Origin of the sequence: Acinetobacter lactucae, assembly GCF_001605885.1 — a bacterium.
Lineage (GTDB): Bacteria > Pseudomonadota > Gammaproteobacteria > Pseudomonadales > Moraxellaceae > Acinetobacter > Acinetobacter lactucae.
Genome location: NZ_LRPE01000010.1, coordinates 36,777 through 59,252, shown reverse-complemented (window position 1 = coordinate 59,252; position 22,476 = coordinate 36,777). Strand labels below are relative to the sequence as shown.

The 22,476-nt window shown below is 33.8% G+C and carries 19 protein-coding genes; all 19 read right to left on the bottom strand.

What is annotated here, in order from left to right; translation table 11 throughout:
- Positions 1 to 27 precede the first annotated feature (27 nt).
- The 19 genes from AWW73_RS04915 to tviB all read right to left on the bottom strand — a co-directional run bounded on the left by AWW73_RS04915 (position 28) and on the right by tviB (position 22,451).
- Positions 28 to 1,689 (bottom strand): LTA synthase family protein, encoded by a 1,662-nt coding sequence (locus AWW73_RS04915; protein WP_081409498.1) that lies wholly within the window; start codon positions 1,687 to 1,689, stop codon positions 28 to 30.
- 394 nt (positions 1,690 to 2,083) lie between these two features.
- Positions 2,084 to 3,880 (bottom strand): acyltransferase family protein, encoded by a 1,797-nt coding sequence (locus tag AWW73_RS04910; protein WP_062848936.1) that lies wholly within the window; start codon positions 3,878 to 3,880, stop codon positions 2,084 to 2,086.
- A 340-nt stretch (positions 3,881 to 4,220) separates the two neighbouring features.
- Positions 4,221 to 5,240, bottom strand: a complete 1,020-nt coding sequence (gene galE, locus AWW73_RS04905; RefSeq protein WP_062848935.1) for a UDP-glucose 4-epimerase GalE — start codon at positions 5,238 to 5,240, stop codon at positions 4,221 to 4,223.
- Positions 5,233 to 6,903 (bottom strand): glucose-6-phosphate isomerase, encoded by a 1,671-nt coding sequence (gene pgi / locus AWW73_RS04900; RefSeq protein ID WP_062848934.1) that lies wholly within the window; start codon positions 6,901 to 6,903, stop codon positions 5,233 to 5,235. The genes galE and pgi overlap by 8 nt, the downstream gene beginning before the upstream one ends.
- Complete coding sequence (locus AWW73_RS04895; protein ID WP_062848933.1) at positions 6,900 to 8,162, bottom strand: nucleotide sugar dehydrogenase; 1,263 nt, start codon at positions 8,160 to 8,162, stop codon at positions 6,900 to 6,902. The genes pgi and AWW73_RS04895 overlap by 4 nt, the downstream gene beginning before the upstream one ends.
- Positions 8,163 to 8,279: 117 nt before the next feature.
- On the bottom strand, positions 8,280 to 9,155 hold the full coding sequence (gene galU / locus AWW73_RS04890; protein ID WP_062848932.1) for a UTP--glucose-1-phosphate uridylyltransferase GalU: 876 nt from the start codon (positions 9,153 to 9,155) through the stop codon (positions 8,280 to 8,282).
- 24 nt (positions 9,156 to 9,179) lie between these two features.
- Positions 9,180 to 9,800: a sugar transferase gene (locus tag AWW73_RS04885; RefSeq protein WP_062848931.1), complete on the bottom strand. Its 621-nt coding sequence runs from the start codon at positions 9,798 to 9,800 to the stop codon at positions 9,180 to 9,182.
- 12 nt (positions 9,801 to 9,812) lie between these two features.
- Entirely contained in the window at positions 9,813 to 10,643 is an 831-nt protein-coding gene (locus AWW73_RS04880) for a glycosyltransferase (protein ID WP_062848930.1), read from the bottom strand.
- Positions 10,644 to 10,751: 108 nt separating this feature from the next.
- The gene (locus tag AWW73_RS04875; RefSeq protein ID WP_062848929.1) at positions 10,752 to 11,852 is read right to left on the bottom strand and encodes a glycosyltransferase; all 1,101 of its coding nucleotides are present in this window, start codon (positions 11,850 to 11,852) and stop codon (positions 10,752 to 10,754) included.
- A gap of 9 nt (positions 11,853 to 11,861) precedes the next feature.
- On the bottom strand, positions 11,862 to 12,926 hold the full coding sequence (locus AWW73_RS04870) for an EpsG family protein (RefSeq protein ID WP_062848928.1): 1,065 nt from the start codon (positions 12,924 to 12,926) through the stop codon (positions 11,862 to 11,864).
- Positions 12,926 to 14,062 (bottom strand): non-hydrolyzing UDP-N-acetylglucosamine 2-epimerase, encoded by a 1,137-nt coding sequence (gene wecB / locus AWW73_RS04865; protein WP_062848927.1) that lies wholly within the window; start codon positions 14,060 to 14,062, stop codon positions 12,926 to 12,928. Before wecB ends, AWW73_RS04870 begins: the two co-directional genes overlap by 1 nt.
- Positions 14,063 to 14,082: 20 nt before the next feature.
- Positions 14,083 to 15,189, bottom strand: coding sequence for a glycosyltransferase (locus AWW73_RS04860; protein ID WP_062848926.1), 1,107 nt, complete (start codon positions 15,187 to 15,189; stop codon positions 14,083 to 14,085).
- A gap of 93 nt (positions 15,190 to 15,282) precedes the next feature.
- Positions 15,283 to 16,683 carry a lipopolysaccharide biosynthesis protein gene (locus tag AWW73_RS04855; protein WP_062848925.1) on the bottom strand — a complete coding sequence of 467 codons (1,401 nt, stop codon included), beginning with the start codon at positions 16,681 to 16,683 and terminating at the stop codon, positions 15,283 to 15,285.
- Positions 16,670 to 17,923, bottom strand: a complete 1,254-nt coding sequence (locus AWW73_RS04850) for a glycosyltransferase (protein ID WP_062848924.1) — start codon at positions 17,921 to 17,923, stop codon at positions 16,670 to 16,672. The genes AWW73_RS04855 and AWW73_RS04850 overlap by 14 nt, the downstream gene beginning before the upstream one ends.
- Positions 17,924 to 18,022: 99 nt before the next feature.
- The gene (locus tag AWW73_RS04845) at positions 18,023 to 18,511 is read right to left on the bottom strand and encodes an acyltransferase (RefSeq protein ID WP_062848923.1); all 489 of its coding nucleotides are present in this window, start codon (positions 18,509 to 18,511) and stop codon (positions 18,023 to 18,025) included.
- Positions 18,508 to 19,596 carry a DegT/DnrJ/EryC1/StrS family aminotransferase gene (locus AWW73_RS04840; RefSeq protein ID WP_062848922.1) on the bottom strand — a complete coding sequence of 363 codons (1,089 nt, stop codon included), beginning with the start codon at positions 19,594 to 19,596 and terminating at the stop codon, positions 18,508 to 18,510. Before AWW73_RS04840 ends, AWW73_RS04845 begins: the two co-directional genes overlap by 4 nt.
- 1 nt (position 19,597) lies before the next feature.
- On the bottom strand, positions 19,598 to 20,176 hold the full coding sequence (wbpD, locus tag AWW73_RS04835; RefSeq protein WP_062848921.1) for a UDP-2-acetamido-3-amino-2,3-dideoxy-D-glucuronate N-acetyltransferase: 579 nt from the start codon (positions 20,174 to 20,176) through the stop codon (positions 19,598 to 19,600).
- On the bottom strand, positions 20,173 to 21,123 hold the full coding sequence (locus tag AWW73_RS04830) for a Gfo/Idh/MocA family protein (protein WP_061874714.1): 951 nt from the start codon (positions 21,121 to 21,123) through the stop codon (positions 20,173 to 20,175). The genes wbpD and AWW73_RS04830 overlap by 4 nt, the downstream gene beginning before the upstream one ends.
- Positions 21,124 to 21,155: 32 nt before the next feature.
- Positions 21,156 to 22,451 (bottom strand): Vi polysaccharide biosynthesis UDP-N-acetylglucosamine C-6 dehydrogenase TviB, encoded by a 1,296-nt coding sequence (tviB, locus tag AWW73_RS04825; protein ID WP_062848920.1) that lies wholly within the window; start codon positions 22,449 to 22,451, stop codon positions 21,156 to 21,158.
- Positions 22,452 to 22,476: the final 25 nt, after the last annotated feature.

Below are 22,476 nucleotides of genomic sequence, written 5' to 3'. Positions count from 1 at the left end.
TAATTCCTCCATATCAGAGATGGAAAATTATTTTTCCATCTCTTCTTGAGTATTCTGCATAATCTTATATGTATGATTATGCCCATCTAATACATCCTTATTTAGATTTTCATAATCTTTTAATAATGCTTTCTTATCAAAATTACATGTAGGATTTTCATTAATAAATTTTTGATGGATAGCACTATAACAACTCGAAAAGTCATCAACAAATTGATAGTAATCTGGCAACTGTAGCCCTGCTAGCTTTAACAATTTTGGAGCAACGAAACTTGCAGCAAGATAAGGTTGCTTTAAAGACTTCTTATCTAATTTATAATTACTCCACACTACAAATGGTGTCTGATAATTTTTTAAATTAGTTCGCTCAGGATCATCTTTAAAAAAATCATAACTATCATAAACTTCTTGTAGATTCGGCAAATGATCGCCAAAAGCAATTAAAATTGTTGGTCGATCTACTGTCTTTAAATATTCAGCGAGCTCTTTTAGCTTTTGGTTAGCACGCGCAGTTCCAGCAGTATAAGTACTTAATTTTTGCTTTTCAGTTTCAGATAGCTCTTTATTAAGTTTATAATTTTGTTTACCAAATCGATCATCGTTGTACATTGGGTGATTTTCAACAGTAATCGCATAAATAAACTTTGGCTGTAGCTCATTCTCTTTTAAAGTAGACTTAATTGAATCAAAAATAAGATCATCAGTAACCCAGCCACCCAAATTAATAACTTTCCCTAGATCTTTATGGGCAATCATATTTTCAAGCGATATAAATTTCTCAAACCCTAAATCTGGATATACCTTATTACGATTATAGTAGTAACTATAATTATTATGCATTGCAACTGTTTGATAACCAATTGAATTTAAATAATAAGGTAGAGCATAAATTGGCTTCTTTAGCTTAGAGACATATAACAACTCATTTGGGAAAAAAGTTGTATTGAGACTCGTCAGGACTTCAAACTCGACATTAGCAGTACCTCCCCCAAAAGAAGGAGACAATAAATTAGAGACCTGATTTTGATGAACAAAAGATAGTAAATCTTTGGGTAAACCACTATCTAAATGATGAGAATCCCAAAAAGACTCTTCCATAATAACAACAATATTCGGATATTCCCTCTTATTCTTCTCTAATGATTGAACCAAATGATGTTGTTGCAAAATTTGCTGTATTTCATGTTCAGACACTTTTTGATTAGGCAATAATACACTCGTTACATTATCCAATACTTTAGAAATGTAAAAAGTCACAAAACCATAATCTTGAATTTTCCGATAATCACCGATCCAGTCATTTCTAGTATTTGGAAATTCCTGTAGGCTTGCACAAATCATAGGCTTATTTTCAGAAAAACAAGCACCCATAGGATTCCTAATGAAATTTAAATAAATTAAGCTACTACTCAATAAACTAAAAATAATAATATTTGGTACATAGGAATGAAATGTCGCCTTACTTTCTTTTCTTATTGCGATTAGCAGGGTAATAAGAAAGAAAATAATTGAACTAAAGAAAATAACTTGTAAATGCCACGGTGTTGCTTTCATTGCCTCAGGCACAAGAAAAATATCTTCAGGACTTAAATTACTAAATAAATATTGTTGCTTCTTTTTATTAATAAAATTTAAAAATATAACAAATAATTGGCTCAGCAATAAAGCAGTATATCTCCGGCCCGTCACTATAAAAAATAGCTGAATGACTGCATAATTAAATAAGATTGAAAACAAAGCCCTATCTGAACTCAAATATGTATAAAACTTAATTAGGCTCAATTGCATATCCCATGCAATATACAATCCCAAACAAGTTGAAAGAAAAGCAACGAAAACAAAGAGAAGCTGTTGACGCAGAAAAACCATAACTTAAGCGAAAGGACAAAAGGCAATGGCGAATATTACCATAAAAATTAGTTGCTCACTTGGTAGGTTTATGAGTTTTCAAGAACGAAAAAATATACAAATATTTGAATTATAAAGAAATAAATATGAAATTTTAACTAAAAAATAAGCCTATAGCTACTAAGTAGCTATAGGTAGTTAATGATATTAAAAAAATAATTTATTTTAAGTTAATTCATTTTTCCTTATCTGAATAAGAAGAAAAGATTTTTTCAAACACGGGGATTAGCAATTTAGCTCCAGTGAGGTTCAAGTGATTACTATCAAAGTAATATGGATATTTATTTTCATCACTAATTATACAAGTAGGCTTACAAAGTATTTGCTTCACATGATCTATTTTTAAATTGCTATACTTAGATTCTAAGACTTCAAGTTTAGTAAAGAAGATAGCATTATCATCAAGGTACTTATGTACATCATATTGTGCAGTAGCATTATTCTCATAAAGAATTTTTGGTACTGGTTCTTTATAAATAGGTACAGGCATAATAAAATCAATTGAAATATTTTTATGTTTAAGAAGGCTTTCTATTTTTTCAAGTAACTTATCATCTAAGGCTGGTGATGAATAATGCATTACAATTCGCCCTGTCTTTAGTCGAGCAGCTTCTTTAAGTAAAACATCTACAGTGAAAGGTCCTTCAATTAGAGGAGTATTAGAAACTACAAAATAAGTATTATATTTGTTCTTGGCAGCTTCTTCAGAAAATGCCATTTTAATTGAATCTGAATGACTGTTTCCTACCAATAAAATTGATTTTTCAAAATTTTCATTGTTGATTTTACATGTGACAGCTTTGGGATCAGAAATACGTTTAAGTTTGCCACAGCGATACGTTGCACGGTCTTTTAAACCTGCAAAAATATTTTTCTCTTGCTGATTATAAAAATAGGTTTGAGTAATTTTCGTTATACCAACCAATGCAACTATTGAGATGATAGAAACTAGATATTCTCTCTTTATATTCTTAAAGTTTCTAGTTTCAATCAATTTGTGCATTAGAATTGAAGCTACTACAATTAGAATAAATAAAGAAATCTTATCTAATAAATTTTCAGGATGTAAATTTGTACCCGTAAAAGGTTTGTATAAATAGAGAACAATAATGGGAAAGTGAACAAGATAAATAGAGTAGGAATAGTCACCAATTTTTGAAAGAAGTAAACCTAATTTACTATTTTGTAAAAATTTAGGTAATCCAAAACTCAGAACTAGGGCTGTTGCAATACAAACAATTAATGCGTGTACACCAGGATGTGCATTTAATCGATTTACAGAATTTCCATCAATATGAAGAAATGGTACGGCACAAATTATAGCTAAACCAATTAATCCCAAAAAACTGTAATTATTAAATTTAATATTACCATTAATGGTTAAATAATAAGCTACCACAAACCCAATTAAAAACTCCCAAACACGTAATGGCATCATAAAAAATGATGTTTGAGGAGCAATACCTAGGATAAAAATACAGCTTAGAAGTGAGCCAATTAGTGCAATCGGAAGTAAAAATTTAGACTTTTTAAAGAAAAATACTAAAAGAGGTACTATTAAATAAAACTGGATCTCAGCACCAAGAGACCACAGATGAAGTAGGGGTTTAAAATCTGATTTACTAAAATACGAGTTTTGTAGCCAGAAACCAAAATTGTTAGCAAAGAATATACTGTATATTGATTGAGTTAAAACGGCTTCCTGTTCAGAAGGAAGAACAACAAATATAGCTGCGATTAATGTAAGAATTACTGTTGCAAAATATGCAGGTAATAAACGCTTAGCTCGTCTTTCAAAGAACTTTTTTGCCTCTCCAGGTTTGTATAGAATGGCCATTAAAAAGCCACTTACTACAAAAAAGACATCAACACCAAGAAAACCACTTTGTATACCAGTAACTTCAAGATGGAACAGCACGACAAAAATAACAGCAAAAGCTCTTAAAATTTGTATATCAATTCTTTTATTCATATATCAATATCAATTATAAAAAAATATTTTCAGAATTCTATCAACTACCTTGTTCTTTTTCACTAGATTACTTAACCTAGAACAAGCTTTATGGAATAGATTTAAAAGATATAAGTAAAACGTTAAGTCGTCCTACTCGATTATATAGAGTTGCTTAATCTAGAGTCATACTATCGAAATTTGTCATTTTTGAATCTCTAAGAGTGCTCCTTTACGCCTAAAACTATATTCGTATAAGTAAAATATTGTTTTAAAAGCCTAGATGGAATAAAAATGTAGTGATAAAGCAAATCTCATAACTATCTAAACTCTATCACCATCATTATTTAAGCAATATAAACTAATTTTTATAACCTGTTGGATTCTGCTTCTGCCAATTCCAGCTATCCTTAAGCATATCTTCTAAACCATATTGCGGCTGCCAACCTAGCTCAGCAATTGCACGAGCGTTATCAGCAAATGATGTTGCTACATCGCCTGCTCGACGTGGTGCAAATTCAAAAGCAACAGGCACACCGTTAACTTGCTCAAATGTATTTTTAACTTGCAAAACTGATGAACCATTACCTGTGCCAATATTCCATGCACGGCAACCTGTCGCTTCTAATCGATTATTTAGAGCACATAAATGAGCATTCGCTAAATCGACGACATGGATATAGTCACGTACCCCAGTCCCATCTACAGTATTGTAGTCGTTACCATAAATAGATAGCTTTTCACGGCGACCTACAGCAACTTGAGTCACATAAGGCATTAAATTATTTGGAATACCTTGTGGGTCTTCACCAATACGGCCACTCTTATGTGCACCAACTGGGTTAAAATAGCGTAGTAAAGCTATCGACCATTTAGAATCTGAATTTGACAGTTTTTGCAGCAATTGCTCAACAATCAGTTTAGTATAGCCATAGTTATTACTTGGCATACCTGTTGGCATATCTTCATTTAATGGAGATATATTGGCCTCGTCATATACTGTCGCAGAAGAGCTAAACACAAGCGTATAGACACCTGCTTTTTCCATCGACTTAACGAGTTGAATACTACCAGCAATATTATTATCAAAATAAATCAGCGGTTTTTCCTGACTTTCACCTACTGCCTTTAAACCTGCGAAGTGAATTACAGCATCAATTGAATGATCTTGAAACACGCGATCAAGTTCATTTGCATTACGAATATCACCCTGAACAAAAGCTAAACTCTTTTGGGTGATATCTTGGACTCTCGTTAACGACTCTTCAGAACTGTTTGATAGATTGTCAAAAACAATAACTTCATGACCAGCGTTTAAAAGCTCTACACAGGTATGTGAACCAATATAACCAGCACCACCAGTAACTAGGATTTTAGCCATCTACTTTTCCTAATAATATTTTAATTAATCCACGTGTTGAGGCATCTAATGATGAAAGATCATTTTGAACCCCATTTAAAATAGGTAATAGTTGATCAGCAATCTGTTTGCCTTTTTCGACGCCCCATTGATCAAACGGGTTAATATTCCAAATTACAGACTGCACAAAAACTTTATGCTCATATAAAGCAATTAACATTCCCAAACTATATGGATTCAACTCTTTCAATAACAGGGTTGAACTCGGTTGGTTACCTTCATATTGTTTGTAAATCGGCAGTTTTTCTAATTCAGTTGAGTCTAAAGCTTCATTACCAAAGGCCAATAATCTGGATTGGGCCAAACAATTCGATAATGCAAGATGATGCTGCTCGACTAAAGCCTCTGCATTTTCAACATAGGTAAAATGGTCAGCGTTATAGCGTTGGACTGGGGCAATAAAGTCACAGCTTACTGCTTGAGTTCCTTGGTGTAATAACTGATAGAAGGCATGTTGAGCATTTGGTCCAACTTCACCCCATACAATTGGGCACGTATCGAGTTCGACTTTTTGACCATCACGTTGTACCGATTTACCATTAGATTCCATTTCAAGCTGCTGCAAATAAGCAGCAAAATACTTTAATCGACCATCGTAAGGTAATACGGCATGAGTTTGGATATTTAGAAAATTATTATTCCAAACACCTAATAATCCCATTAAAACAGGAATATTTTGCTCATAACTTGTATTTTGAAAGTGCTCATCTATTACATGAGCACCCGCCAAAAGTTGTTGGAAGCCTTCAACACCAATCGTTAGAGCAATAGGCAAGCCAATACAGGACCATAAGGAATAACGGCCGCCGACCCAATCCCAAAGTAATAACTGATTTTCTGGGGCAATTCCCCATTCAGTCATTTTATCGGCCTTTGTTGATACCCCAACAAAATGACTTTTTAAAACTCGGGCATGTGTTCCCAAAGTTTTTTCAAGCCACTGTCGTACCGTTTGGGCATTTGATAAAGTATCAATCGTTCCAAAAGATTTTGAAGAAATAATAAATAGTGTTGTTTCTGGACGAAGTTGGTGGAGCAACTCCGACAACTGACTACCATCCATAGTCGATACAAAGTGAACATTTAAAGGTTTAGCCGTTTTCACTTTAAAATCTGACAACGCATGGGTGACCATTTGTGGCCCTAAATCAGAACCACCCACACCAATGTTCACAACATCTTGAATCACTTCACCGGTTGCACCGCGATATTGACCAGCATGAATCTTTTCCACTAAGGCATACATACGTTGTAACTGGTTATGGACTTGAGCCGTTAACTCTGGAAACTTCGAATAGTCAACTGGCAAGCGTAGTGCCCAATGCATTGCTGCACGTTGCTCTGTACAATTTACTTTGTCTTGTGAAAAAAGACGTTCAATCCACTGATTTAATTGCTTAGTTTTTGCAAGAGCAGTCAATTGTTCCAAAATATCTTTAGTAACACGATGCTTACTATAATCAAAAAATAATGGATCAAATTTTATAGAATATTGTTGAAAGCGATCTGGTTCTGAAGCGAACAATTCTTTTATGTGTAATTTTGAATTTTTCTCGCCCATTAACTGTAATTTTAGTAAAGGTGAAACCAATTCTTTAGGAAATTTCTCGATAGATTTACTCATAATCGACCTACTCCTTCATAAGCAAAGCCCTTAGCCTTTACATATGCTGGGTCATAAATATTACGCCCATCCAAAATTAAAGGATGTTGCATCAATTGTTGTAACTTCTTAAAGTCAGGACTCCAATACTGCTTCCATGCCGTAACCAAACATAAGGCATGTGCGCCTTGAGCAGCCTCATATTGATCATGACAAAGTACTAAATCTTTACGGTCACCATATGTAGCGGCAATTTCATCTAATGCTTGAGGATCATGCAAACGTACTGTTACACCTTGCGCCCACAATGCAGCTAATAAAATATGAATTGGCGAGTTATGTATGCTTGAGGTATTTTCTTTGAAGGATGCACCCCAAATAGCCACGGTTTTACCATTCAAATTACAATGATAATAATTCCACAGCTTACGGAATAAAATTTCTTTTTGTTGTTCGTTGATCGCCCATACCTGCTCCAACAGTCGACTTTTCGCCCCAGTTTCAGAAACAGTACTTGAAAGTGTTAAAATATCATGCGAAAAGTTTTCACCACCAAAACCGACTCCAGCGGACAAATAAGCCGCACCAATACGTGTATCGGCCGCAATACCATGCTTCACATTAGCGATATCAATACCGAGTTTCTCTGCCACCATAGCTAAGTCATTCATATAACTAATGCGGGTCGCCAACATGCCTGAAATACTAAGTTTAGTAAACTCAGCGTCCAAGATCGGCATAAATAAATATTGATAACTAAAACGGAAAAATGGGCGTAACAGCTCTTGCATTGTATCCCGTGCATGATTGGACTCAACACCAACAATGACATGCTTTACATGCAATACACTATTAATAGCATTTCCTTCTTGAATTACATCTGGGAAATAGACCCACTCGTCTTTTGGTAAATATTGTTTTAACTGATCAGTTCCATGTAAGCCAAACGTAGAACCATTTACCATTAATCTAGGGTGAACGATAGGACGTTGGCTTAGCTTCTCAACTGTATTTAAAGCAAGCTGAATTTGTGTAGGACTAAAACAGAATAAATAAACTTCAACATCAAGTGGAATAGCAGAAAAAGGACTTTCTTGTAGAAAGCCCGATTTTCTTTGTTTATTCAAATAATTATTAACTTCTTGATCTTGATAAGAAAGTACAGAAATATTTTCTTCGCAGGTGACACTTGTGCACCAATAAATCTGATTGCCATATTCAGCTAGTAATGCTGCCATTACACCAGCGTGTAAGGTAGTTCCAAACACTGCGATTTTCATTGCACACCTGATTTTTTAATATTCTATAGATTTCTCTTCCCATACAGGGAAGAGAATATATTGATTGTTTATTATATTCAGCAGTTTTTACAAATACTTAAGCAGAACTACACAATACTACAACTTAAGCTCTTGAATTAGCTGTTTAAATTCTGGGCCTAATTTAGGATGTTGAATGCCATAATGTAATACAGCTTTTAAATATCCAAGTTTACTACCACAGTCAAATGTTTGGCCTTGCATACGATAGGCTTCAACAGTATCTGTTTCTTGTAACATCGCAATCGCATCTGTTAACTGAATTTCATTACCTGCACCTTTTGGGGTGTTTTCCAAAAGCTGCATAATTTTTGCAGGTAATATATAGCGACCCACCACAGAAAGATTAGAAGGTGCAGAACCAACAGCAGGTTTTTCAACAATGCCTTGCATAGCAATACTTTCGCCCTCATTAGGAGTATGCGCTACATCTACAATCCCGTATTGATCCACAAGGTTATCAGGTACTGCTTCTACCATAATCTGTGCAGCTTGAATTGCATTATAACGTGCAATCATACGAGATAAATCATTTCGGCCCGAGTCGTCTTTCACCAAAACATCCGGTAATAACACAGCAAAATCATCTTGACCAACAATACTCTTTGCACATAAAACCGCATGCCCTAACCCTAAAGGCTGGGGTTGTCTTACACTTACAACACTCACGTGGGGTGGAACAATTTGTGTAATTTCTGCAAGTAAATCAAATTTCTTTTTTTGCTCTAATGTAGTTTCTAATTCAAAGTTTCGATCAAAATAATTTTCAATCGATGCTTTTGAAGAGTGAGTCACTAAAATAATCTGCTCTATTCCAGCATCAACTGCTTCACGCACTACATATTCAATGGCTGGACGGTCAACAACGGTTACCATTTCTTTTGGAATTGACTTACTTGCTGGTAAAAAACGTGTACCTAAACCAGCTACTGGTAAAACTGCTTTTTTGATCATACGGTAGTTTTCAAGATATAAAATTTACTTTACAGACGAGTCGATATTTTCTTGGGTATTATTGCCTTTAAACAAAGAAGGTCCAACATGCCCTGGTGCATTAATGCCTTCACGCTTAGTCATCACTTTGACTGTTTTAAACATAATTTTAAAGTCGACCCAAACATTATGATTATCGACATACCAAACATCACATTTAAATCGTTCCTCATAATCTAGTTCATTACGGCCACTTACCTGAGCCAAACCAGTCATTCCAGGACGTACTTCTAAACGACGTGCCTGCTCTGGTGAATATAATGCAACAAAGTCTTTAAGCATTGGACGAGGTCCAACTACGCTCATGTCACCTTTAAGTACATTAATCAATTGCGGCATTTCATCTAGGCTTGTAGAGCGCAATTTTTGACCAAATGGAGTAATGCGGGCTTCATCTGGTAATGGATTTCCTTGTTCATCAAAAGCATCTTTCATTGAACGGAACTTAATCATTTTAAATAATTTTCCGTCTTTCCCAGGCCTTTCTTGATAAAAGAATATGGGTGATCCTAAATTTTTACGGACCTTATAAGCAACAATCAGAAATATTGGCGACAGAACGGTTAAAGCTATTAAAGAAATGACTATGTCTACTAAACGCTTCATATTTTCATTCACTCATTTTTTAATATCTTTACGAAGAAAGGTATTATAAATTTTACCCAATAAATTTGCTGGTAGCAGTCTAAACGCAGACCGTACCAGAAACAGCATGTTAGCATATAGAGGATTTTGTAACTTTAGTTGTTTTTTTAAATCTAGTAACTGTTTTTCACTTTTAATATATTGGAAACCTTTACGGCGTCCATGCATACCATTATCGATACGAGCATAGACCAATACGTCTTGTACATTCTGAACCTTATAATCTTTGGCAATCACACGTAAAAAGAGATTGTAGTCTTCCATCCATAAATGGTGTTGATATCCACCTACCTCTAAAATCTTCGATTTTCTATAAGCAATTGTCATATTATTAAAAGGACTTTGTTTTTTTGCGTATTGGCGAAGCTCTAAGTTTGTCAATGGAACATTTCGCATACCAGAAGGTGAAGAGATATCATCAATAAACTCTATAATTTGACCACCTAAAATTACTAATTCAGGATCACTTGATAAAATTTTAATTTGCTTTTCAAAACGATCCGGAACACTGATATCATCAGTATCCACAATACAAACTATTTCATTAGTGCATTGCTTTAGACCAATATTTTTTGCTTTACCTGTACCTACATTTTCAGCAAGTTTAGTAACTTTTAAAATATCTTTTAATTTCTCTTCCCAATATTTAATTATTAGATCTAACTCAGGAGTTAATGGGCCATCTTCTACCATGATAATTTCAGAAGGTTTCACTGTTTGATTATTCCAAATACTTTCCATACACGCATTAAAGTGATCTGGCTGCTCTTTAAAATAAATGGAAATTAGTACAGAAAATTTCATTAATTAATATCCTGATAAACATAGATAATGGTACATAGCATTCATATAAAACCTAAGAAGCAAACTTAAATGGAATTTAAACTTAATAAATTTCATTTAATTAAAAAATTACAATACCTTTTTTATAGAATCAATAAGCTTATCCTCTTGATCCTCCCAAGTCATGTCATTTTCATATTTACTATATTTATTAAAAGAAACTTTAGTATTGAACTGTAATTTCTCTTTAATATCATTAGGTGAGTATTCATCAACAATAATAACACTAGAATTATCTTGTAAATCCTCAGCCATTTTTGTCTTTTTAGATAAAACAATTCTTTTTTCAAAGAAAGAACATTCAAAATACTTATTAGAAATTGCATAAACAGCATTGAAATCATTTGTAGGATAAGCCGCCCAAACTAAATCCGACTTTTCATAAATATATTTAAGATCAGAAGGCTTATATCTTCCAAAAAAGAAAACCTGCTTTTCCAATTTATAAAAGTTAACAGCCTTCACTAATTTATCAAGATCCGGACCATCTCCAAAGACAAAGAAACAAATATTTGTATCTTTTATCGCTAATAATATATTTTCAATAATATCAAAATACCGAACCACTCCAATCCACGCTACATTTTTAGAGCCTTTAGGAATTTTATCATCATAACGCTTTATCCAATCTGGTTCAGTTGATGTACTATTAAGCAATTCAGTCGATGGATAATTTTCAAAGATATAAGACTTTACTTTTTTTGAATAGAGAGGTTTAAAGTGTCGTGAAGCAAAAATTGTCAAGTTTACGAACTTTAAACATATTTTCTCAATATAGAGAATTATTTTTCTTATTATATTATTGGATAAAGTGGGTAAATCTAAACAGTCATAGATTATCTTTACTTTCCAATTCCAAATGAGCTTTAGCATCACGGCACAAATTAATGAGTCCCAGTGACTTGCAAAAAAGACATCAGGCTTTTCTTTCTTACAAACTGAATAGATATGAATAAAAAAAAGAGGAAGTTTTAATAATTTTTTTAGTTGATTTCCATAACCTATATTGGTATCTAAAATATAAGTTCCTTCTAATTTCTCGTTTAGGTCTACTGAACCTCGATTCCAAGCGACTACAATAACGTTAAAGTATTTCTTAAAAGAATTTTTAAATCGCTCAGTTCTAGAGTTAATTGGCCAAGTTGTATCTATCAGTAAAAATTTTTTCATCTTTAGTTTCTACCAAAAAAATGTATAAGGTTGGGCTTTTAAAATCAAAGATGCTGTATATAAAAAATACAGTAAAATAAATACTGAAGACATTACTCTTTTTGAACCCATATTTTTTTCAATTAAAAGATTGTAAACTTTAGCCAACCATGGAATAGTAACTACACTTATAAGCAAAAATAAATAACTAACACGCCAAGCCATAATTACAACATGGGAAAAAATAACCATCAGCAAGGCCCCAATTATATATAATTTGCAATAATACATATCAAAATATTTAGGAATATGCTGTTGACATTTAAAGATCAAAAAGACCACCCCCATAGCTAATATAATACGAGGATCATATATAGCCATAGGATACCCATAATCATCTGAAGCAAGATAACTTAATAGAAAATCTGACAATCTAGTTAAATGTAAAATTTCGAATATTTTTAGCAAAATTTGAAAGGGAGAAACAAAGACTAACATTGCAAAAGCAATGATTGTGGCATAAAATAATTTTTTCAAACTCACTCTAGCTAAAAATACTAAAACCAATATTAAAGCTGAAGAGTGGAATGAAGCGGCAATAACCAAAGCCAATAATGCTATAAGCCATCTTTTTTTATAATAAAGAATCATAAAAAGCAAACCAAAAGCCGCTGCAACAGAAGTACGACTTGTTTGCATATTCATTGCTAAAAAATATGGCATCCAAATTAATAAAGATAATATTTTATAAGGTGAGTATTTATAAATTATATATGTAACTGGAATTAATGCTAAAGTAGCCATGGCGACAATAATATATTGCTCACCAAGACCCAAAGAATGACCTAAAAAAGAAAGTAGTCGAAAGCCAATTTCTGCATGTATCTCAGGATCTATTACCTTTTCAAAAGTATCCGTTGCTGAATATAACCGTAAATAAGCATCATAGTCACCTGTACCAGTTCCTCCTACCCTAAAAGCAGAGAATATCAACATCCATAAGCTTAAAATAATGAAGAAAATTTTATCTATTTTTTTACCATCAAATAGAGTACCAAACATGACGGCAAATAATAAGGTAAAATAAGGTACCATTAAAAATTTTCCTTAATAAAATCAATTATTCTCTGGCTCGCCAAACCATCTCCATATGGATTATTTGCACGAGACATTTGCTGATAAATTTTAGGATCATCTAATAATTCTTGGACAGCCAAGGTAATTGCCTGATAGTGTGTGCCCACCAATTTTACTGTACCAGCATCAACAGCTTCTGGACGCTCTGTTGTATCACGCATCACTAAAACTGGCTTACCAAGTCCTGGTGCTTCTTCTTGTACTCCCCCACTATCTGTAAGTACTAAATAAGCATGCTGCATCAGATAAACAAAAGGCTCATAACTTAATGGAGCAATGAGATGAACATTATTCAAACCACCTAATAATCGCTTCACAGGTTCTTGTACATTCGGATTAAGATGAACTGGATAAATAAAATGAGTTTCAGGGTTCACCTTAGCAAGTGAAGATAAAGCTTTACAAATATTCTCGAATCCTTCTCCAAAATTTTCTCGACGATGACCAGTAATTAGAACATAGCGTTTATCTATAATTGTGTCTTTTAAACCTGCTTGTTCTAGAATTGAACGAATAGAGATCTTCATTTCACTAGAGTTTTCTATTTTCTTTACCACCCACTGCAAAGCATCTATTACAGTATTTCCTGTAATTTTAATTTTTTCTAAAGATATATCTTCATGTAATAAAGCTTTTTGATTTCGCTCTGTAGGAGCAAAATGAAGTGCAGCTAGTCGTCCCGTTAATACACGATTTGCCTCTTCTGGCCATGGTGAATACATATTGCCTGTACGTAAACCAGCTTCTACATGTCCAACAGGAATTTGCTGATAAAAAGCAGCTAAGGATGCTGATAGAGTAGTTGTTGTATCTCCATGTACTAAAATCAAGTCTGGGCGAAAATCTTTGAGAACATCGCGAAGACCTAGCAAAGCACCCGCTGTAACATCATACAAATCTTGTCCAGCTCTCATTAAATTTAAATCATAATCAGGTTGAATTTCAAACAACTTTAAAACTTGATCAAGCATTTCTCGGTGCTGGGCAGTTACAGCAACTCGAGATTCAAAATAATTATCTCCAGCTAATGCTTTAACTAATGGAGCCATTTTAATAGCTTCTGGACGGGTACCAAATACTGATAGAATCTTCATAATGTATCAAAGCTCAATAACTAATATAGATGTTTAGAAAGTTTTTCTTTCCATAAATCAAGTGAGAAGTCTTTTTTAATCTTAAGATGAGCAGCATCAGACATCTTTACATACTCAGTTTGAGAAAGGGATAGTGCACGCATCATAGCTTTAGCTAAATCAAAATCCGTAGCGACAATACCATTCACACCGTCTTCTATTATAACTTCATAACCATCACCTGGATAAATAATTGGTACAAGACCAAAAGACATTGCTTCAAGCAAAGCATAATTAGCTAATATTACATCTGCAGGTAAAATAAAAAATTTATAATCTTTCATTATATCTTTAATATTTTTAACAAACCCATAAACATCAACAAAATCATTTAATTTTAACTCATTATATAATTTCAATGTTTTTTCAGAATATGGGGTACCTCGTGGAGCATAAACATTATTTGAAATGGAATTAAATCCATATATAGCCGCCGAATAGTCCACCCGATTATCCCTTAAATCAGCCAAAGCCTGTACCAAAGACATAACGTGTCTACCCTCAATTACCGCATTAGCATATAAAAAACTTTTCCTTTCTTTATTAACTAGGGCAGGATTAATTTCCGAGACCGGAACGCAGTTATATATTTTTTCTATTTTATCCAACAACTTAGGATTTATATCTTTTATTGTTCTTATATGATGATGTTCTTTTGCATAAATGGTATTTGCGAATACCAAGCAAAGCCTTGATAAATGCATCTTCGCATTAATAATAAGGCGCAAAAATAAAGAATTATTATTTGCATCTTGTTTATCGCCAACGAGCTCTCCACCAATAAGCCAAAATCTGACATTAACACTCAACAATCTAGCAACTAATATATAAAAGATTGATAATATAGAATAATCATAACAATCAATATTTTTCGGACGAAACTTATATAATACAGTTAAATAAGTATATACTCGTTTAAATTTATTTGTTCCTGCATAATAAAATTCTTCAGTAATAGAGGAATCATTATTATTGCTATCGGCATTTAACAGCACCTTAGCATTAACGCCTATATCTTTATATGAATCTAATAAATACTGATATTTATGCGGAAAAAAAGGTAATCCAACAATTAGTAACTTTTTCATAGCACAAAAGCCTTAATGAACTGACGTCTAGTACCTAATACAGTCAGAATTTTCATAACACGGTTCTCTAACAGAATAACTAGAACTTCGAAATTAACCCAACCGCAATAAAGATTTTAACTTTATGTTTTTAAACAAATAAAAACCAAAGAGTAATGCGAAAAGCCACATCCCTATTCGCATATAAATATCAAATGGAGCAAAAACATTGATTATAGACAAAACCATCAACAAAGCTGTAACAACATAGGCTTTCTTGGTAACGAAATCTCTCCAAACTTTTTTAGAAAGTTCAGTTCTAAATAGATAGAAACACCAAAAAGCCAAAGCAGTCGATATAGCAGCCCCACTAGCACCATACATAGGTACTAGAATATAATTACTCACTAAACTGACTAACATCGCCAAAATAGAAGCTAGCATAGAGAATTTTGTCTTACGCGCAATAGTGATCCCTATTGCCGTTGTTTCCGATAAGGTAAAGAATAACGGCCCCAACAAGCAGATACACATTAAAAATTGAATTTCTACATAGGTTTTAGGTAATAAGAATGGTAGTATCCATGAAAACATACCTGCGAGAACAACGACAAAATAGATCGCAGCGAGAACATATTCTGAAATATCATCAATTTTCTTATAATCGACATTTCCCTCACTAATCCATTTAAAAACCATTGGTGACCAGATGGTATTAAAAATACTAGAAATAAGTGTTGCAACAGCAGCAATACTCATTGCAACAGAATAGACACCCAACTCTGCATAAGTTGACATACTACGTAAAAATAGCCTATCCATTACATTTAAGCCCCAAGATGCCAGTCCACCTACAACTAGAGGTAATCCGAAAGCTAAACTTACTTTAAACTGATGCCAATCAAATTTAACTTTTATCGCTGGCAACCACTCTTCTCGTGTATTCCATACATATACAAAAAAAGCAGCCATTAATGACAAAGCATTTGCCGTTAAAAGCGTATAACTATTTTTATCAAAATTAAACCAGACGACGCTAAGCACAAATACCAAAAATAGTATTTTAGGTAACAACTGACTCATAGAAAAAGCTAGAGCCTTTTCTTGCATTCGTAAAATAAGAGACAGAAAACGTGCTATTAAAGCGACAAGAAAACAAATAATACTTAATACACTTAAATATATACTTGGTATGCCATACAATAATTTAGATACAATAGATGTATCATATAAAGTTATAGCTAAAAGCGATATAGAACCAAGTAATAAGCCTGGCCAAATTACAACTTTAAATAATAAAAATTTATTATCTAATTCATGATACTCGCGTACATAAGCCTGATCTAGCCCTAAACAAAATAGTAATATAAAAAAACTAGTACAGACTTGGAGCATTGAAATACGACCAACATCTTCAACAGAATAAAACCATGTAATCATTGGCAAGGTAATTAAACCGATGAGTCCTGAACCGATTGGCCCAATAGCGTATGCTAAAATCTTAGATTTGTTCATTTAAAGCCAATTCTTCAATAATATGAACAAATTCATGATAATTCTTCTCTGAATTGAACCTATCTTCAACTGTTTTACGTGCATTCTCTCTATATGAAGTAATATTCTTTGAAAATAAAACAGTTTCTAAACCAGTTATTATTTCTAAAATATCCGCCTTTGAAGACATTAAAAAACCATTCTGTTCATTAACCAAATCGGAAATACCACCAATATTAGGTGCTATAGTTGGAATTCCATAACTCATAGCTTCCATAATTGAAACTGGCACTCCTTCAGATTCACTAGCATTAATAAAAACACTAATATGATTTTTAAGTAACCAATTATGCACTTCTCTATTACTTAATTGACCTAAAAAATTAGCTTTTAAATTCCCATTTTCTTTGACTATATTTAATGCTCGTTGTTTTAATTCATCAAATAAATCACCACCACCTATATGTGTCCACTTCACTTTTATATTATGTTTAATTGAAAAATCATTTATAGCATCCATAATCTTATCAATTCTTTTTAATGACACACAATATGATAACGACAAGATATTTAATTCATTATAAATATTAGTATATTCAAAATCCTTTATAGGCAAAACAACACCTAGCCGCGCCACTGCCAACCTATTCAATGGGTAATTATATTTATCTTTATAATAATTACGAGCGCGATCTGACAATAAAAATACTCTATCGACATCATGCCTAAATTGTCTTTTTAATGGCATATAATTATTAAGATTACGCTCCTCATAGACATCAAATCCATGTGCTCTAGATATAACTTTACTAACCATACCTTTACGTTTTAAACAACAAGCAGCGTAATAAGAAACATCATTCCAGTAAGAATAAATTATAATTTTACCATCAATATTTTTAATACTTTCCTTAAGGTACTTACTATACTTTAATGTACCTGAAACTTTAGCTAAAGCATAATATATATTAGTAAAATTAGTTTTCTTTGAAAAAAAAAGGTATTTGAGTTCTTTCCAAAAAATTTTAGAGAAAAAACCTAATAAAACAAAGTATAGCTTCTCTAATTTACTAACATTAGGAGGAAGGTCGTTCAAAATACTAATACTTTTAGGATATAAACGTTTTAAACCTTGTCTATTACTTGGGTATATTAATACTTTTTCGAATTTTGTATTATCCCAATAAGAAATCTCTGACTCTATAAATTGCTCTCCTCCCTCATACGGAAAGTTCACTGTCAATATTACTAAACTTGTCATTCGATATTACCGTTGAATATGCAGAAAACAATAAAATTTAATCTTGTTTTTTATATAAAAGGATTTATAGAATTCTTTATAAATCCTTTTATATGGCAATCAATTAGAAATAATTTTTGCTGGAACCCCTGCTATAATTAAATTATCGCCAAAGGATTTCGTTACTACAGAATTGGCTCCAACGATAACATTATTACCCAAACTTACTCCTTCACGGATAAAAACATTATCCCCAATCCAACAATTATCCCCAATTTTAATATCTTTCTCAATATGTTGACTATTTCCGTCTATATTTGTAGTTGGTTTTTCTTTTGAGTGAGTAATAGCTTTAATAGAAACATTATATCCAATTGCACAACCTTGCCCAATAGTAACTGTTGAATTTTCTCCTGAAGATAAATGAGCCTGATTTAAATAAGTATAGTCACCTATAAATAAATTTTTCGGCGATATATTAAGAATACAATTTATACCAATAGTTGCTTTTTTGGATACACCTGTAAACTTTGAAATTCTATATTGATGTGTTTTATACTGAGCCCATGTAATAATTTTTACAATTAGACGTGCTATTAAAGTACTCATACTGTACCCTTTAAACTTTTTACAATAATTTTTTGCTCTTGCTCACTCAAATAAGGATGCATAGGCAAACTCATCACTTTTTCCGCAATCGCATCCCCAATAGGGAGATGAATCTCACTATCAGCTACAGCAGGTTGCTTATTTAGTGGAATCGGATAATGCACAGCGGTAGGAATACCTTGAGCTTTTAATTTCTCTTGTACTTCTGCGCGGTTATCAACTTGAATTGTATATTGTGCCCACGCACTGGTATTATGCGCTTCAAGATACGGCGTTGTATGAATACCAGCCTGATTAAATAACTGATTATAAATTTCAGCTACTTTTTGACGTGCTTGCATTTCATCATCCAAAATTTCCAATTTTGGTAATAAAATAGCTGCTTGCAAGGTATCTAAGCGACTGTTCACCCCAACACGAATATGGTGATAACGCTTATCTTGGCCATGACGTGCAATCTGACGAATCACTTTAGCTAGTTCATCATCATTGGTAAAGATAGCACCACCGTCACCATAACAACCTAATGGTTTGCTTGGGAAGAAACTCGTGCAAGCAACAGTACTTAGGTTACAGCTTTTACGACCTTTATAGGTTGCCCCAAAACTTTGCGCAGCGTCTTCAATTACAGGAATGCCATATTTTGCAGCAATCGCATTGATTGCATCAAAGTCTGCACACTGCCCATATAAACTTACAGGAATAATAGCCTTAGTTCGAGGTGTAATTGCAGCTTCTAATTTTTCAACATCTAAATTATAAGTCTTCGGGTTTACATCAACATAAACAGGTTTTGCACCTAAGAGTGCAACTGTTTCAGCAGTAGCAATATAAGTGAAACCTGGAGTAATCACTTCATCACCAGGCCCAATACCAAAAGCCATTTGTGCAATTTGTAGGGCATCTGTACCATTTGCACAAGTAATACAATGTTTAGCACCCACATACGAAGCTAGCTTTTCTTCTAGCTCAATTACTTCCGGCCCTAAAATGTATTGACCATGTGTCAATACATTTTGAATGCCCGCATCAATTTTATCTTTAATTCGATTTTGTTGTGCTTTTAAATCAATAAAGTCAATCATATTAACCTTGCTTTGTTAGTGTCGTTCCATCGAGTTGATAAACCGCTCCTGTATGAGAACAGATAGCCTGAGCTTGCCCCTGTAAAGGTAAATCAAGCTGCTCACCGAATTCACTCATCCAACCGATCTGTTTAGCCGGTACACCCACCATCAACGCATAAGCTGGTACATCTTTATTCACTACAGCACCAGCCCCAACGAAAGCATAAGCACCAATGGTAACACCGCAGACAATAGTGCAGTTTGCGCCTAGCGTAGCGCCCTTTTTCACTAAGGTATCTCGGTATTGGTCTTTACGTTCTATGAGAGAACGTGGGTTATATACATTTGTAAACACCATACTTGGGCCACAAAATACACCCTCTTCCAAAAAGACATTATCGTAAACCGATACATTATTTTGGACTTTACAGTGGTCACCAATTACAACGCGGTTACCCACAAATACATTTTGGCCTAAAGATACACCTTTACCGATTTTGGCTCCTCCGCAGACATGAACAAAATGCCAAACACGGGAGCCCTCACCAATTTGTGCACCATCATCGACTATGGCAGTTTCATGTTGATAAAAGCTCATGCTTTTTTCACCTTCGCCAATAATGGATGTGGATTTGCAGGATTTTCTACAATTGGAGAAACGCGAATCACTTCAACCGTCTCAATCGCTGCACGGTTTTCTTCAACCCCATAACCTTTACCTTCCAATACACGTTGGTAACTCTGTGTATGTAAATCGGTAAAGCCACCTGAAAACTCAAGCTCTTCATTTTCAATGGTAATACTACGATAAGTCAGCTTTTCACCTTGTACCGCATTTTCTGGTAGGTTATTGGCATCAATTGACAAGAACCAACGTACACGCGCACGCTCATATTCTAAATAACCCGACGCAGTTTTTTCATCACGGAAATGCACTTCATTTTTAACAATTTTGCCAAAAATAAAATGCAACATGTCGTAAAAATGCACACCAATATTAGTTGCTACACCACCTGATTTATTATCTACCCCTTTCCATGATTTTAGATACCATTTACCACGAGATGTAAGATAAGTAAGGTCTACGTCAAATACTTTATCTGCTGGTGCAGCTTGAACTTTATCACGCAAGGCAATAATTGAAGGATGAAGGCGTAATTGTAAAATTGAATTTACTTTAGCACCATATTGCTTTTCATATTCAGAAAGCATATTTAAGTCTTCTGAATTAAGCACTAATGGTTTTTCGCAAATGACCTCAATGCCATTTTTCAAAGCATATTTCATATGCGGAGCATGCAGATAGTTTGGTGAGCAGATTGCCACATAATCTAGCTTTTCACCTTTTAGTTTTTGGTCTTCTACATAAGCTTCAAATTCTTCAAACTCGGTAAAAAACTCAGCTTCTGGAAAATGGCTATCCATAATCCCAACCGAGTCATTTACGTCCATAGCAACTGCTAAGGTATTACCAGTTTCTTTAATAGCTTTTAAATGACGTGGTGCGATATAACCAGCAGCACCAATAAGTGCAAATTTTTTCATGATCAAAACTTCAATTCAATAATAAGATAAAATTAGAGACGGAATACAGTAAAACCAGCATCTGACATTTCAGTGCGGTCAAAAAGACTCTTAACATCAGCCAACACAGGCTTTTCACCTTTCGTATAATCACGCAATTCACTTGCTGAAAGTGAGCGGAATTGATTGTGACCTACCGCAACAATGACACTATCTACAGGATTTTGAGCGTCAACTTTTCCAAGCTCAAAACCATATTCATTTCTCACTTCATCTGCATCTGCCCACGGGTCTGCCACTACAACTTGTGCACCCCAGAACTCTAACTCTTTAATAAGATCTGCTACTTTACTATTACGAATATCAGGACAATTTTCTTTAAAAGTTACTCCGAGTACACCAACTTTTGCGCGGGGCACATCAATACCATTTTGAAGCATAAGCTTAATAGTATTACGAGCAACATAACGCGCCATATTGTCATTAATACGACGACCAGCAAGAATTACTTGTGGATGATAACCAACTTCTTCTGCTTTATGAGTCAAATAGTAAGGATCTACACCAATACAATGCCCCCCCACTAAACCAGGACGGAATGGTAAAAAGTTCCATTTACTACCTGCGGCCTCTAACACATCTAAAGTATCAATACCAATACGATCAAAAATGACAGACAGCTCATTTACTAAAGCAATATTTAAGTCACGTTGCGTGTTTTCAATTACTTTGGCAGCTTCTGCAACTTTAATACTAGATGCTTTATGAGTGCCAGCAGTAATAATGCTTGCGTACACTGCATCTACAGTATCTGCTACTTCAGGTGTACTACCACTCGTAATCTTTTTAATTTTAGTCAATGTATTAACTTTATCACCGGGATTAATACGTTCTGGGCTATAACCAGCAAAGAAATCTTGATTAAATTTTAATCCAGAGATTTTTTCTAAAATAGGAATACAAACTTCTTCTGTAGCACCTGGATATACCGTCGATTCATATACAACAATATCACCTTTTTTTAAAGCTTGCCCGACAGTTTCACTCGCTTTTTTTAAGGGAGTTAGATCAGGACGGTTCACTTGATCTACGGGAGTAGGAACAGTTACAATAAAAAAATTACTTTTTTCTAAATCCGCTAGATTTGCACTAAAACTTAATTGTTCTGCTTTTTGAAGTTCTTCTGGTGTCACTTCCAGCGTATGATCTTGTCCACTCTTTAATTCATTAATACGATTTTGATTAATATCAAATCCAATTACTGGCCCTTTTTTGCCAAACTCAACTGCCAATGGCAAGCCTACATATCCTAAACCTATAATCGCTATTCTTAAATCGGCAAGTTGCATAAAAGTTAGCCTTATTCCTTACAAA